Here is a 14,002-nt window from a genome sequence, read left to right as displayed (position 1 = left end):
CCCGTGAAGCAGTCCCTCCCGACGGCGCTCCCAGGCACCGCCCGGTCCCGCGGCGCTTACGGCTCGGTCGCCGCGCTGTCTGTTGCGGAAACTGGCCGGGCCGCAGGCTCAGCCGGCGGTGGCAGCGGCCGGCCCGGCAGGTTTGCCTCAAGCTGGTCGGCATCGGCGGCTGCAAGGTTGCGGATCAGGATGATGAGCCAGGCGAAGATCAGCGACGCCGCGATGAGCTCCACCGCGGTCAGGTTGTAGTAGCCCACCGGGAACCACAGCACCGCGGCGACGACGATGACCGCCAGGAAGAGCCACCCGAGCGCGGCGAAGGTCGCCGAGACAGACGGAACCAGCGTGCGGATGCGGATAATGAGGGACGCGAAGATCACCACCATGCCGGAAGCGACCAGGGTGTGGAGCCCGAAACGTTCATCGACGGGGAACAATCCCACGCAGGCGAGGAAGACACCGATGAGGGCGATCCCGCCCTCGAGCAGCCGCACCCGATGCAGCGCGGTCGGGGACTTCGCAGCCGCCGCGAGGGTCGCCGTCGCATATCCCGCCAGCGTGGAGATGACGACGCCGGCGACGATCAGGGTGAAGTTGAACGCCACCCCAGAGACATCGGAACTCATGCCGAGGGCGCTGAGGTTCTCCTGCCACCACAGCGGATTCTCTGCAGTGAGCATGCTCGTGAGCAGGCCGGTCACCAGGAAGCCGGCGAGGAGGGCGGCGAGCCGGTAGGCGGTCATGCTGAGCGCGGACAGGTAGGCGATGTAGGCGCTGATGGCTCCCGTGGTGCCGACAAGGACTGCGGCCGCGAAGGGATAGACGACTGCACCGATGAACGCCTGCTGGAACAGCGAAAAGAGCGCCAGCCAGCCGAGCAGGAAAATGCAGGCGTGGGCCAGCGCGAGTGCGGCGATGTCGATGGACGTGCGGATCCGGCCTCCGCCGCGGGCTTCCGGTGTGACAGCCGGACGACGTTGCAGGCAACCGGCCACCACCGCCCCGGCGCCCACCACTGCCGTGCCGATCGCCGCAATGTCACCGACCGAACCCCGTCCGGACAACGGGACCGGTTCCCGCCCGGTCAGCAGAAGTGCGAGCCCGCCCAGGACGAGAAAGGCGGCGCTGCCAATGAAGAGCGCCCGCGACTCTGACGTGACGGCTGCTGGCTTGTTCGGGTCTACCATCACTCACTTCGATTCGCTGGCGTTGACGGCTCGTGCAGTTCCGCCGCCAGCGGCAGTCCCTTCTGCTGCAGCAATGGGCTCGGGCCACATCCGATTCCGGAATCTGCGCATCCCGGGCGCTCGCACACCGGCGGTACTCCAACGCTAGGGCCGCGGCGGTGCGGGGCCGTCACCCAGAACGGATGAACCCGCGCCCGATGAACCCGCGCCTATTGAACCCGCGCCGCGGGCCGTGCGGGACCGACTTCGCCGGACCGCCGCACGGCCCGGGCGGGTCACCGGCCCGTATGCGGAACGATCAGCACGGGCCTGGCCTGCAGACGGGTCAGGGACACGCCGACCGACCCCTCCAGGAGCCGGCCCATCCGGGCGATCCGCCCAGGCCGCTGCCCGCCGACTATCAGCGCAGCCGCGTCCGCGCTTTGCGCCAGACGGCCCAGGGCATGGGCCACGTCCCCGTTCAGCACCCGGAAAGACCAGGCCCCGCCGGGAGGGCCGAGGATGCACTCGAGGCCGCTGAGCACCTGCGAGCTTGGGTATTCGGCTTCGACATTCGGGGCAGGATCCAGTGAGGTGGCATCCAGGACTCCGGCGGGCTCCCACTCCGTGAGATAGCTCGCCGGGTCCACGAAAGCGCAAATCAAGTGCGCCCCCAAGATTGCGGCCAGCCCGGCGGCGGTGCGCACCAGCTGCTCTTCGAATTCCCACGGAACGCCGAGAACCAGCGGGCCGTCCGGCCACTGGCCGGCCCCGCCCTGCTCAAAAATACCGGGAGTTTCCATGGGTCCTGTCAGTCGAGGCCCGCACGTGCCGGGCGTCTAGTCCCTGAGGGTGCAGAGGGAATCCACGCCTTCATTATGCCTACTCCCGGCCTAGTGCGTATTAGCTCGCGGCGGCTGACGTCAGAGCCTGCAACAGCGGCGTCGTCGGCCGTCCGATCAGCCGGGACAGCTCGCCCGTGACGGTGGCCAGCAGGCCCGCCTCGGTGTCCGTGTCCAGGGCGGCGAGGAATCCCGCGGTGCCCTCGTCGAGGCCGGCAGCGGTCAGGACCTTAACCAGTTCCGGTGCCGAGACGGGCTGGTAGACAACTTCCCTGCCCACGATCCGGGTGATCGCCGTCGCCAGTTCCTTGAAGTCCCAGGCGTAGTCGCCGGAAAGTTCGTATGTGCGGCCCTCATGCCCGGCGGAGCTGAGCACCGCCGCGGCCGCGGCCGCGTAGTCGGCCCGCGTGGCACTGGCCACCCGGCCGTCACCGGCAGCGGCCACGACGGCGCCCGTCTGCTTGGCCGTTTCCACGGTCTGGGCGTAGTTTTCGGTGTACCAGCCGTTGCGCAGAATGGTGTTGTCGAGTCCCGACGCCCGGATGAGCTCCTCCGTTGCCTTGTGCTCGGGCGCCAGGATCAGCTCGGTGGTGTCCGCGGCCAGGACGGATGTGTAGGCGATGAACCCGACGCCGGCGGCCTTGGCCGCGTCGATGACGTTGCCGTGCTGCGCCACCCGGGAGCCCACTTCGCTGCCGGAGACCAGCAGGAGCTTGTCGACGCCCCTCAGGGCAGCCTCAAGCGCCGCGGGATCGGAATAGTCCGCGACGCACACCTGGACGCCACGGGCAGCCAGTTCCCCGGCTTTCGCGGCGTCGCGCACGATGGCCACGAGCGAATCCGGTTCCTGGCTGGTGAGCAGTTCGTCGAGGACCAGCCGGCCCAGCTGTCCTGTGGCACCCGTTACTGCAATGGTCATGTTTGCGCTCCTCATCAGTGGTGAAGTCCACGTCACGTTTTGGTCCGCCGGCGGTCCGGCGCTGGCGGGCATAACCGGACCCCGGTCCGGTTCATTCCCCGTGTTACGTTGTGCGACCGCTACGTCAGGGTCCACGAGCGCTTGGACAGCCCGAACCAGAACCCGTCGATCGCCGTTTTGGCCTGGATGCCTCCCGCGCCGTATGCCGCCCCGAGGGCAACATAGAGCGGTGCCCAATGCTCACTGCGGGGGTGAGCCTCGCGGGCGGCGGGTGCCTTGTTCAGGAAGTCGAGGATGGAGTCGACGTCGCCGCGGGCCATGGCTTCCTCGGCCCAGTGGTCGAATTCGCTGGAGGCTGCGGGCGGGGCGGTGCCCGGCCCCCCGGCTGGATTGAACCAGCGCAAGTTGTGGGTGGTGAATCCTGACCCGACGATCAGCGTGCCCCGGTCGCGGAGGGGTCCCAGCGACATGCCGAGGTCAAACAATCCCTGCGGATCAAGCGTCGGCATGGACATCTGCACCACCGGCACGTCGGCGTCGGGGTACATCTCCTTGAGCGGAACGTAGGCGCCATGGTCCAGCCCTCGGCTTTCATCGCGCTCCACGTGGTGGCCGTGGCCGGCGACGAGCCTCTCCACTTCGGCAGCGAGCTCTGGTGCCTGCGGGGCGTCGTAGGCCACCTCGTAGTACTTCTGCGGGAAGCCGCCGAAATCGTAGACCAGGCCGGGATCCCGCCCGGTGGCACTGAGTGTCACGGGGGCGTTCTCCCAGTGGGCGGAGACCATGAGGATGTCCCGGGGCTTGCCGAAGGTGCCGGACCAGTCGCGGAGTTCGCGGGTCCACGTCGAGTCGTCGGCCAGCGGCGGCGCGCCATGGCTGAGGAAGAGAACCGGGGGGCGGTCAGCGGTCTGAGTCATGGCACCATCGTAGTTGTTTTTGATTGAAGCTTCAAGTTTATTGTCAGAACGTAGGGATTGTCAGAACGAGGGCACGGTGAACCCGAGCCCCAGAAGACCCCGGCCCGCTTGCTCGAGAACCGGATCCCTCGTCAGCGCCGCATGGTTCATCAGCACATTGACGTCGCGCTGGATCCGCTGCAGCGGATGCGACAGCCGGTGGACACTCCCGCCGGATCCCAGCAAGATCAGGCGTACGGCCTCGGCCGACGCCTCGCCGCTCAGGGCGAGGGACAGCCGGTACTGCCCGCGGTCCGGTGCTGTCATGGTCGAAGGCCCGCGCGCATGGGCGGCGGAGACCACCCGGACCGCTTCCTGCCAATGCAGCCGCGCGGTGGCGACCAGCCCGAAGGCGTGGGCATACCGGACTTGCGCGAGCGGCGAGTCCGCCTGGCGGTTCTCCACGGTGTGCTTGACCTTGCGGACCATGATCAGCTCGCCGAACAGTTCGAGCGCGTATTCGGCAGACCCCAGGGCGGCGGCAGGAGCCACCATGTTCAGCAGCGCGCCCATGGGGGTGTGGATTAGCGGATCCGCATGGAGCAGGCTCCCCGGATTATCTTCCGCGCCCAGGAGGTCCCAGTCCAGCGTTCGATGCTCCGGGACGAACAGGTCCGCCGCCTGAATGTCATTGCTCCCGGTGCCCCGCAGGCCGGCCGTCTGCCACACGTCGAGGAGCTCGACGTCGGCCAGCGGCACCAGGCACTGCAGGCGCACGTCGCCGTGCTGCGCGGCGAGCAGCGCCCATCGGGCATGCATGACCCCGGAGGCAAAGGTCCACCGGCCCGAGATGGAGTAGCCTCCCGGCACTTTCCTGGCCAGTCCCGGCGGGGCCCCGGTAGCGGCCGCCAAGGGAGCCGGCCCGTTCGCGAAGACCTCGTCCTGAGCCTCCCGGGGCCACCGCGCGAGCATCCAGACATGTTCGATCAGATGACCGGCGCTCCACGCCGTGGAGGCGCACCCCCGGGCGAGCCGGCGCACCACCTCCACGTAGGTTTCCAGCCCCATGCCGAATCCGCCGACCCCTTTCGGGGAGAGCATGCGGAAGACTTCGGCCGCGTGCAGCTCCGCCATGGTGGCGTCCGGAATGCGCCGGAGTTCCTCGGTTTCCGCGGCCCGCTCGCGCAGGCCGGCCACGAGCCCCTGGGCCCGGGCGAGCATGTCGTCATGGGTCGGCACGGCCGTGGCGCCGGGCGCGCCGGCGACGGGTCCGGCGACGGGTCCGGCGACGTGTCCGGCGACGGGTCCGGCGTCGGACGGGAGCACGAGCGTATGGCCGGTATGGTCGCGTTTTGCAGCCAGGTACCGGAGGTTGGCTGCCGACGCATGGACGCCGGTGGCGATCTGCCCGGAGATCTCGAGGCCGAGGCCGGTCAGCTGGGCCGCCTTGTCCGGGTTGTTGCTGAGCAGTCGCAGCGTGCCGGCACCCATTGCCTCCAGCATCTGGGCCGCCGCCGTGTAGTCCCGCTCATCCTCGCCGTGGCCCAGGGCCAGGTTCGCCGCGAAGGTGTCCAGGCCGCCATCCTGCAGGGCGTAGGCGTCAAGCTTCGAATACAGGCCGATGCCGCGGCCCTCCTGGCGGAGGTAGAGCAGGAAGCCTCCCTCGGCGGCAATCCGCTCCACGGCCTCCCGCAGCTGCGGGCCACAGTCGCAGCGCTGGCTCCCGAATACGTCGCCGGTGAGGCACTCGCTGTGCAGCCGCACCAGGGGCCCGGCGCCGCCATGCGCCGCACCGTGCAGCGCCTGCTCCCACTCGCCGAGGGCCAGCAGCAGGTGTTCCTTCCCGTCGGCGAGCCCGCTGAAGGTCAGCACCTCGGCCGCGGCCTCGAATCCGTCCGGGAAACGCAGCGGCACTAAGACGCGGCTGCGCACCGCAGCCGAAGGTGCCGCGGCCTTGGTAGTTGCAGTGGATTCTGGTGCAAGGGTCATCTCGGGTCCTCAGGTATTGGGCAACAAGTGCAGGCGTTGGCCGGCGCGGAATACCCCGGCAAGGCGGCAACGAGTCACGCGGCCGTGCCGGCACGTTTACTTGAAGCTTAAAGTTATCGGCCGGGCGGCTGGCGTGCAAGCGATGACACCGCATGACGGCCGGGCGGGCGAGTCGGCGCCCAGCCGTACGGAGAGGCCGCAGGGCAGTGCCATCATGAGGGCGTGACTATCCCGAAAACCATCCTGTTGTTCGTCCTCGCCGCCGTTGCTGAAATCGGTGGGGCGTGGCTCGTCTGGCAGTCCGTCCGCGAGGGCCGGGCCTGGTGGTGGGCCGGGCTGGGGGTCGTGGCGCTGGGCATCTACGGTTTCGCCGCGACGCTGCAGCCGGACGCTCATTTCGGGCGTATTCTCGCCGCGTACGGCGGCGTTTTCGTGGCCGGTTCCCTGGCCTGGGGCATGATCTTCGACGGCTTCCGCCCTGACCGGTGGGACGTCCTGGGTTCGGTGATCTGCCTGCTCGGGGTCGCCGTCATCATGTTCGCGCCCCGCGAGGCCGGATGACCGCTGCTGCACCAAGGAAAGGATCCAGAAACCATGACCCGATTCGTGATTGGCCCGGACGTGGCCCTTCATCTCGCCCGGGACGGGGCGGCGGTTGCAGATGAGCACCAGCTGGTGGCGCCGACGCTCCTTCGCTCGCAGGTGCTTGCGCTCCTGTACCAGTCAGTCCGGCGCGGCGACGTGACGCAGGCCGATGCCGGTCGTCAGCTCGACTACGTCCGGGGCCTTCGCATCCGGCTCCTTGGCGACCGCGTCCTGCAACGCCACGCGTGGAGCCTCGCCGAGCAACTTGGCTGGGATGACACCTTCGACGCCGAATACGTGGCCCTGGCCCGGCTTCAGGCAGACGCCCTTGTAACGCTCGACGCCGGGCTTGCCCGGGCCGTGGAGGGCCTCGTGACGCTCGCTGCACCCCAGTCGCTGCTCTCCCCGGCTTAGGGCGGCAGCTGCCGCCTACTGCCCGGCGGTGCGTTCGAGCACCTGGCCGAGGATCCGCGCGCCTTCCCGGAAAGCACCCGGATTGGGTCCGGCGAAGTTCAGTCGAATGAACGGTCCGGCGGGTTCGGCCGGGAACCACTCGCTACCGGCCGCGATGATGACCCCGGCGGCCTCGCAGTCCCGGACGAACTGGTCGACGTCGGTCCCGTCAGGAAGACGGGCCCAGAGATTGAGCCCGCCCGTGGGCACGTGCTCAACGTGGGCCAGCGGGGCAAGTTCCCGCAGGCTGCTGAGCATGAGATCACGGCGGGACTGGAGTTGCAGCCGCAGTCCGCGCAGGTGCGTCTGCCATCCCGGCTGCGTCACGACGTCGAGGGCGGCCGCCTGGAGCACGCCGCTGACATACATGGACTCGGCGCCCCGGTCGGCCAGGATGCGATCACGTGCCGGGCCGCGGGCGATCACCGCGGCAATGCGGATGGCCGGGGACACGCTCTTGGTCAGAGAGCGGAGATAGACGACATGGCCGGAATCGTCGAGGCTGGCAACGGGCACGGACTCGGTGGTGATGCCGAAATCATGGGCCCAGTCATCCTCCACCAGGAACGCACCATATTCGCGCACCACGTCGAGCACCTGCTCGCGCCGGCGGGCGGGCCATTGCGCGCCAGTGGGATTCGCATAGTTCGGCTGCGCGTAGAACAGCCGCGCGCCTGTCTCGTCAAAGGCGCGGGCCAGGTCCTCGGGGTCCGGGCCTTCGGGACCGCTGGGTACCGGAACAACCCGGACCCCGGACTGCGCCGCGGCCTGGATCGCCCCCCAGTAGGTCGGGGATTCCACCAGCAGCGGCTGCCCGCTGCCGACCAGCGCGCGGAACACGGAACTGAGCCCGCCCTGGCTCCCCGGGAGCACGATCACGTCGCGCGGCGTTGGCGGGGTGACGCCGGCCGGCGTGGAAGCCCGGAGCTCGTGCGCGAACCAGGACTGCAGGTCGGGCAGGCCCGCGGCAGGCGGACGTGACAGGGCAGCCTCACCCCGGGCAGCCCGGGCCAGGGCCGCCCTCACCAGCCGCTCGGGCAGCAGTTCCCGGTCCGGATAGCCTGAATGGAAGGCGATGACGTCGTTCGGGGCGCTGCGCATTGCAGTGGAGACGGGGCGGAGGGGCGCCCGAGGCGATCCCAGCGCCGCCGTCTGCCAGCCGTAGTCCGCCGGCCGGGCCGTCCGAACGGCCCGTACGAACGTCCCGACGCCGGGGCGGCTCTCGATCAGCCCTTGCGCGGAGAGGGTCCGCAGGACCTTTTGCACGGTCACGGGACTGGCCTGGTACTCGGCGACCAGGGACCGGGTGGAAGGCAGCCGGGCGCCCGGCGCGGCGGCGGCGATCCATTCCCGGAGCTTCGCCGCCATGAGTGAAGTGCTATCGTAGGACATGAAAGCCAATAGTAGCGCTACTCTGCAAATTGATCACCCGTTATCGTCCCGGCCGGCCACCGGACTGTGGTGGGGATTGGTCGGCGTCGCCGCCTTTTCCTTCACGCTGCCGTTCACCCGGGTGGCGGTTGCGGGGTTGTCTCCCTTGTTCATTGGATCGGGCCGGGCTGTTGTGGCGACCGTTCTCGCCGCGTTCGCCCTCGCTTTGACCCGGCAGCGCCTGCCCCGGGGCGTCCAGTGGGCGCGCGTTGCAGTGGTCGCCGGCGGAGTGGTGGTCGGATTCCCGCTGCTGACCTCTTTCGCCCTCACGTCCGTTCCCGCCAGCCACGGCGCGGTGGTTATTGCCCTGCTCCCCGCGGCAACCGCAACCATGGCGGTGATCCGCGGCCACGAACGGCCGCCCAAGACTTTCTGGATAATCACCGGCGCCGGCGCGGTTGCGGCATTCGGTTTCGCCGCCGCGCAGTCCGGCGGCACCGGAGACCTGCAGCTGGCCGACCTGCTGCTGTTCGGCGCCGTCGTGTCCGCTGCGATCGGCTACGCCGAAGGCGGCCTGCTGGCCCGCGAACTCGGCTCGTGGCAGACCGTCTCCTGGGCCCTCGTGCTCGCCTCTCCCCTCATGGTGGCCATAGCGGCGTTCTCCGTGGCCAGCCAGCCTCCTTCCGCTACTCCCGTGCAGTGGGCGGCCTTCGCGTACCTGGGCGTGGTGAGCATGTTTTTCGGCTTCTTCGCCTGGTACCGCGGCCTGGCCATCGGTCCCATGGCGCAGGTCAGCCAGATCCAGCTCGTCCAGCCAGTCTTGAGCATCGGCTGGGCCGCGCTCATACTGGGCGAAGACCTGACCTGGGCGACCATCATCGGCGGCACCGCGGTCATTCTCTGCGCCGGACTGGCCGTCCGGTCCCGGCCAAGTGCGGCGAGGGCGACGGCGGGAAACATAGCGGAAGTGAAGGACAACGGGAAGGACGACACCGTGACAGTGAAACAACCCGGCTGACCTGTCACCTGCCCCGCCCCCGAAGGCCCCCAGCCCCAGACCAATCCACGATCCGAATGGAAGTTCCGTGTACATCCCCGCACATTTCGCCGCCACCCCCGATTCTGTTCGGCATCTGCTCACACGCCCGTCCGCGGCCAACCTGGTCACCGCCACCGCGAACGGCATGCTTGCCACGCTGCTGCCCTTCGTCTTCGAGCCCTCCGCCGGTGAACACGGCGCGCTGCACGGGCACCTGGCCCGCAACAATCCCCAATGGTCTGAACCCGCCCTCGGCGAATCGCTCGCCATCATCCAGGGCGCGGACGCCTACATCTCGCCGCGGTGGTACGCGTCCAAGGCAGAGCACGGACGCGTGGTGCCGACCTGGAACTACTCCACGGCCCACGTATACGGCACCCTGGTCATCCACGACGATCCCGTCTGGCTCGCCAGCCATGTGAGGCGGCTGAGCAACCACAACGAGGCCGGCTCCGAACGGCCCTGGACCGTCGAGGATGCCCCGGAGCGCTACATTGCCGGCCAGTTGCGCGCGATCGTCGGCGTCGAGCTTCTCATCACGCGGATCGAGGCGAAGCACAAACTCAGCCAGAACCGGCCCGACGCCGATGTTGACGGTGTGGTGGCCGGGCTGCGTGACCGCGGTGACCTCGAAAGCGCCAACGACGTCGAGAACGCGCGGGCACGGGCCGCGGAACAGATGCGATGCACGCACTCCGACAACACCCCGGCCGGTCCTGCTTCATGATCCTGGCACCGGCCGGGCCTGTAACTTGATGGCTGCTGGCTGACCCCGGCATCCGAGCCTGGCTACGGCTGGACGCATCCGGAACACACCCTCAGTGCCCCGGTTGCCCGTTTTCGCTAGGTTTTTCGCTACGAATTCGGGCCGGTGCCATGCAAAAGGTCCGGCGCTACGGGTATACCCGCAGCGCCGGACCTTCTCCGCGTCACGCGTCCGGTTCCGTAGCAGAATCCCGCGCCATCTCGTGGCAGAGGTTCAGCAAGCCCGGTGCTGAGCATCGACCAGGATGCCGTCGGCGCCGTCACCAGGGCTCCCGGCGGACTAGGGCGGCTGGACCAGCACAGGAGCCTTGTGAATCCAGGCTCATGGGTCCTTACTGGTGGGAGGAGCGCGGACCACCGCCCGCCAGGGCCGCCCACCGTGGAGGGCCGGTCCCCCGTTCAAGGGCCTGAGCGGCACGCACTCCGGCTCTCTCGGATTCAGGAGGATGGACATGTTCGCTCGCGTCAGCACCTACCAGCCCGGCCCGGACAGCTCGGGGGCACCATCAGAGGACACCGTCAACCGGGTGCTCCAGCTTCCGGGATGCCTGGGCATCTATTACCTGCTGGGGAAGGACAAGAAGTCACTGTCGATCACGCTGTGGGAGGACGAGCAGGCCCTCGCCGGCAGCCAGGACGCCGCAGCCAAGATCCGCACCGAGACCAGCGCCGAGCAGCACATGCAAATCTTGGGCGTGGAGGAATTCGAAGTGTTGACCAGGCAGCTCAAGGAATGATCGTCAGGACGGTCCGAAGCCAGGGGCCAGGGAGGACCGGCGGAAGTCGGTCTGCCACACGTCTGTGTCCTGTCCCTCCGCGTCTGTGAGGACGTAGTCGGGCCAGCGGTCAAACGCGGAGCAGGGATGGGATATCCCGAAATCCACCGTGTCGGTGACATCCAGACCGGTCACGCCGGTGAGCACCGCGTGATGGTCGAAGAGATTGCGCACCGCTGCGGTTGCGCCGGGCTTGAGGGCTCCCTCCGCGGTCCGGACCGAGAGGACGTTGGGCAGTCCGGCGTCGTAGGGAAGGTCCCGTTTGCCGGCACCGACGACGGCCATCCCGTCTTCGGGGGTGGACAGGACCATCGCGCGAACGGATAGCGCCGGAATGAGTCCCGGAACGGGGCTGACGGCGGCATAGGTGCCGTGGTCGTGGGTGACGTAGCACCCTGAGCGGAGGATAGTCCGCGTCCCGGGCACCTGGCCCCGGCCGGGAAGGAACTCCACCACGCGGTCCGGGAACGCAGACCCACCCATGGAGTAGATGGGAGTGGCGGTCTCAAAGAATTCCGCGGCTTCCAGATAGACGTCCCGCACCAGCCGGCAGTGCCGGTCAACCGCTGCGACCGTATCCTCAGAGCGGCTGTTCGGCGCGACACCTTCGTACCCGGCAACACCCACCAGCCTCAGTCCCGGCGCGGCACGGACCAGCCCGGCCAGGCGCAGCCCCTCGGACAGGCTGCGGACGCCGGTGCGCCCGCCGGGGGTTCCGACGTCGATCAGCACCTCCAGGTCGGCCGCCGCGCCTTCGAAGACCTCGGCCGCCGCCTTCACGCCCGCTGCCGAATCGATGAAGCAGCGGATTTCCCGGGCAGGATCCTCTTGAAGCCAGGCACGGACACGTGTCAGTCCGAACCTGTCGACGATCTCGTTGGCGACGAGGACGTGCTGATGACCCCAGCGCAGTGCCGAGGCGACTTGATCCACGGTGGCGACGGTGACGCCGACCGCGCCGGCAGCCAGCTGCCGCTCGATGATCGGTGCCGACATCGTCGTCTTGACATGAGGAGCGAGCTCGACGCCCCGCTCCAGGCACCACGCCGCCATTATGCCGATGTTGTTCTCGAGCGCAGCGCTGTTGAGCCGCAGTTGCGGATACGCCGGCGCCGTGAGGGACATTGCCGCGAAGTCCGCATCGGTTCCGTCCGATCTTCCGCTCAGCCAGCTCACACGTATCCCCTGTTCTTCGGTCCAATTGCTGCCTCGACTCCGCCAAATCTACTGGAGTGACGTGCCTCCGGCGGAACTGGCCGGGGCCGCCTATACGTCCAGCGCCGGGTTCCGGTCGAAGAATCCGGCCGGCTTGAGCCAGAACGCGACAGTGTCCACCGGCATGACCGGCCACTCCTCCGGCCGCGGGATGTGGTGAATGCCGAAGACGTACCAAACGACGACGTCGGTGTTTTCCACGGACCGCCCCTGCCGCACCCATTCGGGCATGCCCAGCCCGCCGGCGCCCTGGTTCACGAACTCGCCCGCCGGCCAGCGTTCCCTGGCATCGTTGGGTGTCACCCATACTGTGTGCCCAATGACCTCCGCGCGCTGGAAGACCGGGGACGCCGGGTCAAAGAATGACGGGAAAGCTGCGCCGGGCACCAGCTTGTACGACACCGGGGTCCCGAGTCCGTTGACCGAGTTGTCGTTCGTCACCGTCCAGGCCCGCTGGGTCTCCCAGGAATAGTCGTCGTGCCCCTCGGTCGTGATGGGGGCCTTGTTTTCATGCAGGGCGAGCCCGTACGGATTGTCCGGACCCATCGGGACCATAGCGGTTTCCGAACGGTAAACCGTGTTTGCCGTGCCGTCGATGTCCAGGTCGAGCCGGGCCACGAGGAAGTGCTGGTGGAAGGGTGCGTAGGTCCGGTTGTCCACCAGCGTTCCGCTCGGATGCTGCTGGCCCTCGCCGAAATGGCTAACCACCATGATTCCCGTGGCCCTTACCTCGCACTCAATGTTCCCGTCCTGGTAGAAGCGCCAGTAGACCAGGTATTCGTAGTTGGCCACGGTGACATGGAAAGAAATCACCAGTCGACGCATACGGCGCACTTCCATGCCGCCGTCGTGGTCGATGTGCTTCCACAACACCGCTGCGTCCTCCTCGTGGACGCAGATGGCGTTCCTGATGGTGTAGGGCTCCCCCGCGGAATTGTGCATGACCGCATCCAAATACCGGATTTCCCCGAGGCAGTCGCAACCCAGTTCCAGCGACGTCGTCATGAATCCCAGACCCCATTCGCCGACGTCGAACGCGGTGCGCCTGTAGTGGTCATCACCGGGATCCCTGTAGGGAACGGCCATCTCGGCGAAGGACAGACGGTTCGCGATCGGCCGTTCGCGGCCGCCGTCGCGATAGCTGACCCGGTGGATGGTCAGGCCTTCGCGGTAGTTGAACCCGATGCGCATGGACCAGTTCTGCCAGCTGATCCTGTTGCCGTCCATCTGAAAGGAAACGCCCTCGGGCTGGACAATGTCCAGCGGCTTCAACGGTTCGCGGGTGCTTGCGTCGCGGAGCCGGTCCGGGATCAGCGCCGGGACATATTCGCCCATAATTTCGGGACGGTCGACCGCAAAAGTGTCCTCGATGTCCAGCAGCTCCATGGAAGCCAGGTCAAGGACGCAGTGGAACCCGTTGACCGGCCCCGCATAGGGGTTGGCGCCCGCACGGGCACGGACCCACGTATCGGACCAGCCGACCCGGCGCCCCTGGTACCTCTCCGGGATCAGTGACAGGCCATAGGTCCACACGTCCATGAAGACCAGGGACAGATCAGTGATGCCGCGCTTGGCAAGCGCAGCGATCACCTGCGGGTGGCTGCGCAGCGCTGCGTCAGCTTCTTCCCACTCGTCGACGGTCATGTTCGCCTGAACGCCAGGGATATGGGTGAAAGAGACGACGACCCCGCGGGTCAGCGACAGCCGCGCCTGGTAGGTCTTGTTTGAGGACCGCTCGAAGCAGTTCACGCCGACGATCCGTTCCGGAGTCGGCGCGTCCGCATCGGCCTCGAATGCGACGACGGCAGCCTTTTCCGGTTCGATCAGCTCGATGGCCGCAAGCCGCCACGCTGGAAACGCGACGCCCTGTGCGCTGGCGAGCAGGGCCGCCGCTGCACGGAACTCGTCCTCGCTCAGCGGATCCAGTGGATGAAACGGGGCGGACCTTCTCACGGCGCTCTCCTTCTGCGAGATCACGTTCACGGC

At 68.0% G+C, this 14,002-nt stretch carries 13 protein-coding genes; 5 read left to right on the top strand and 8 right to left on the bottom strand.

Features of this window, described 5'->3' with window-relative positions; genetic code table 11:
* Positions 1–56: 56 nt before the first annotated feature.
* The 5 genes from ABH915_RS11090 to ribA all read right to left on the bottom strand — a co-directional run bounded on the left by ABH915_RS11090 (position 57) and on the right by ribA (position 5,812).
* Positions 57–1,190: a hypothetical protein gene (locus ABH915_RS11090; RefSeq protein WP_370121090.1), complete on the bottom strand. Its 1,134-nt coding sequence runs from the start codon at positions 1,188–1,190 to the stop codon at positions 57–59.
* Between the two features lie 272 nt (positions 1,191–1,462).
* Positions 1,463–1,969: a universal stress protein gene (locus tag ABH915_RS11085; protein ID WP_370121087.1), complete on the bottom strand. Its 507-nt coding sequence runs from the start codon at positions 1,967–1,969 to the stop codon at positions 1,463–1,465.
* A gap of 100 nt (positions 1,970–2,069) precedes the next feature.
* On the bottom strand, positions 2,070–2,927 hold the full coding sequence (locus ABH915_RS11080; RefSeq protein ID WP_370121084.1) for an SDR family oxidoreductase: 858 nt from the start codon (positions 2,925–2,927) through the stop codon (positions 2,070–2,072).
* 119 nt (positions 2,928–3,046) lie between these two features.
* On the bottom strand, positions 3,047–3,844 hold the full coding sequence (locus ABH915_RS11075; protein WP_370121081.1) for a dioxygenase: 798 nt from the start codon (positions 3,842–3,844) through the stop codon (positions 3,047–3,049).
* Positions 3,845–3,904: 60 nt separating this feature from the next.
* The gene (gene ribA, locus ABH915_RS11070; protein WP_370121078.1) at positions 3,905–5,812 is read right to left on the bottom strand and encodes a GTP cyclohydrolase II RibA; all 1,908 of its coding nucleotides are present in this window, start codon (positions 5,810–5,812) and stop codon (positions 3,905–3,907) included.
* Between the two features lie 222 nt (positions 5,813–6,034).
* Between ribA and ABH915_RS11065 the strand changes: the two genes are divergently transcribed.
* Together ABH915_RS11065 and ABH915_RS11060 are read left to right on the top strand one after the other, a co-directional pair.
* The gene (locus ABH915_RS11065) at positions 6,035–6,373 is read left to right on the top strand and encodes a YnfA family protein (RefSeq protein ID WP_026266298.1); all 339 of its coding nucleotides are present in this window, start codon (positions 6,035–6,037) and stop codon (positions 6,371–6,373) included.
* Positions 6,374–6,406: 33 nt separating this feature from the next.
* Positions 6,407–6,811 carry a type II toxin-antitoxin system VapC family toxin gene (locus ABH915_RS11060; protein WP_370121074.1) on the top strand — a complete coding sequence of 135 codons (405 nt, stop codon included), beginning with the start codon at positions 6,407–6,409 and terminating at the stop codon, positions 6,809–6,811.
* A gap of 15 nt (positions 6,812–6,826) precedes the next feature.
* On the opposite strand, the gene ABH915_RS11055 is transcribed toward ABH915_RS11060, so the two are convergent.
* Positions 6,827–8,242 (bottom strand): PLP-dependent aminotransferase family protein, encoded by a 1,416-nt coding sequence (locus ABH915_RS11055; protein ID WP_370121071.1) that lies wholly within the window; start codon positions 8,240–8,242, stop codon positions 6,827–6,829.
* On the opposite strand from ABH915_RS11055, the gene ABH915_RS11050 reads away from it, so the two are divergent.
* From ABH915_RS11050 to ABH915_RS11040, 3 genes are all read left to right on the top strand, one after another.
* Positions 8,241–9,239 (top strand): DMT family transporter, encoded by a 999-nt coding sequence (locus tag ABH915_RS11050; RefSeq protein WP_370121068.1) that lies wholly within the window; start codon positions 8,241–8,243, stop codon positions 9,237–9,239. The two genes, ABH915_RS11055 and ABH915_RS11050, sit on opposite strands and share 2 nt — an antisense overlap.
* A 67-nt stretch (positions 9,240–9,306) precedes the next feature.
* On the top strand, positions 9,307–9,987 hold the full coding sequence (locus ABH915_RS11045; protein WP_370121065.1) for an FMN-binding negative transcriptional regulator: 681 nt from the start codon (positions 9,307–9,309) through the stop codon (positions 9,985–9,987).
* Positions 9,988–10,477: 490 nt separating this feature from the next.
* On the top strand, positions 10,478–10,762 hold the full coding sequence (locus ABH915_RS11040) for a hypothetical protein (RefSeq protein ID WP_370121062.1): 285 nt from the start codon (positions 10,478–10,480) through the stop codon (positions 10,760–10,762).
* 3 nt (positions 10,763–10,765) lie between these two features.
* Here ABH915_RS11040 and ABH915_RS11035 read toward each other — a convergent pair whose 3' ends face one another.
* Together ABH915_RS11035 and ABH915_RS11030 are read right to left on the bottom strand one after the other, a co-directional pair.
* The gene (locus ABH915_RS11035) at positions 10,766–11,977 is read right to left on the bottom strand and encodes an alanine racemase (protein ID WP_370121059.1); all 1,212 of its coding nucleotides are present in this window, start codon (positions 11,975–11,977) and stop codon (positions 10,766–10,768) included.
* Between the two features lie 90 nt (positions 11,978–12,067).
* Positions 12,068–13,969, bottom strand: coding sequence for a primary-amine oxidase (locus tag ABH915_RS11030; protein ID WP_370121056.1), 1,902 nt, complete (start codon positions 13,967–13,969; stop codon positions 12,068–12,070).
* Positions 13,970–14,002 lie beyond the last annotated feature (33 nt).

The organism is Arthrobacter sp. MW3 TE3886 (genome assembly GCF_041262145.1).
Classification (GTDB): Bacteria; Actinomycetota; Actinomycetes; order Actinomycetales; family Micrococcaceae; genus Arthrobacter.
Note: the sequence above shows the minus strand (reverse complement) of the source record. Positions and strands in the feature narration are given on the sequence as shown.

Excerpts from the sequence above, each read along its gene's own strand:
- ABH915_RS11085 (WP_370121087.1), bottom strand. The coding sequence starts at position 1,969 with ATGGAAACTCCCGGTATTTTTGAGCAGGGCGGGGCCGGCCAGTGGCCG.
- ABH915_RS11080 (WP_370121084.1), bottom strand. The coding sequence starts at position 2,927 with ATGACCATTGCAGTAACGGGTGCCACAGGACAGCTGGGCCGGCTGGTC.
- ABH915_RS11075 (WP_370121081.1), bottom strand. The coding sequence starts at position 3,844 with ATGACTCAGACCGCTGACCGCCCCCCGGTTCTCTTCCTCAGCCATGGC.
- ribA (WP_370121078.1), bottom strand. The coding sequence starts at position 5,812 with ATGACCCTTGCACCAGAATCCACTGCAACTACCAAGGCCGCGGCACCT.
- ABH915_RS11060 (WP_370121074.1), top strand. The coding sequence starts at position 6,407 with ATGACCCGATTCGTGATTGGCCCGGACGTGGCCCTTCATCTCGCCCGG.
- ABH915_RS11050 (WP_370121068.1), top strand. The coding sequence starts at position 8,241 with ATGAAAGCCAATAGTAGCGCTACTCTGCAAATTGATCACCCGTTATCG.
- ABH915_RS11055 (WP_370121071.1), bottom strand. The coding sequence starts at position 8,242 with ATGTCCTACGATAGCACTTCACTCATGGCGGCGAAGCTCCGGGAATGG.
- ABH915_RS11040 (WP_370121062.1), top strand. The coding sequence starts at position 10,478 with ATGTTCGCTCGCGTCAGCACCTACCAGCCCGGCCCGGACAGCTCGGGG.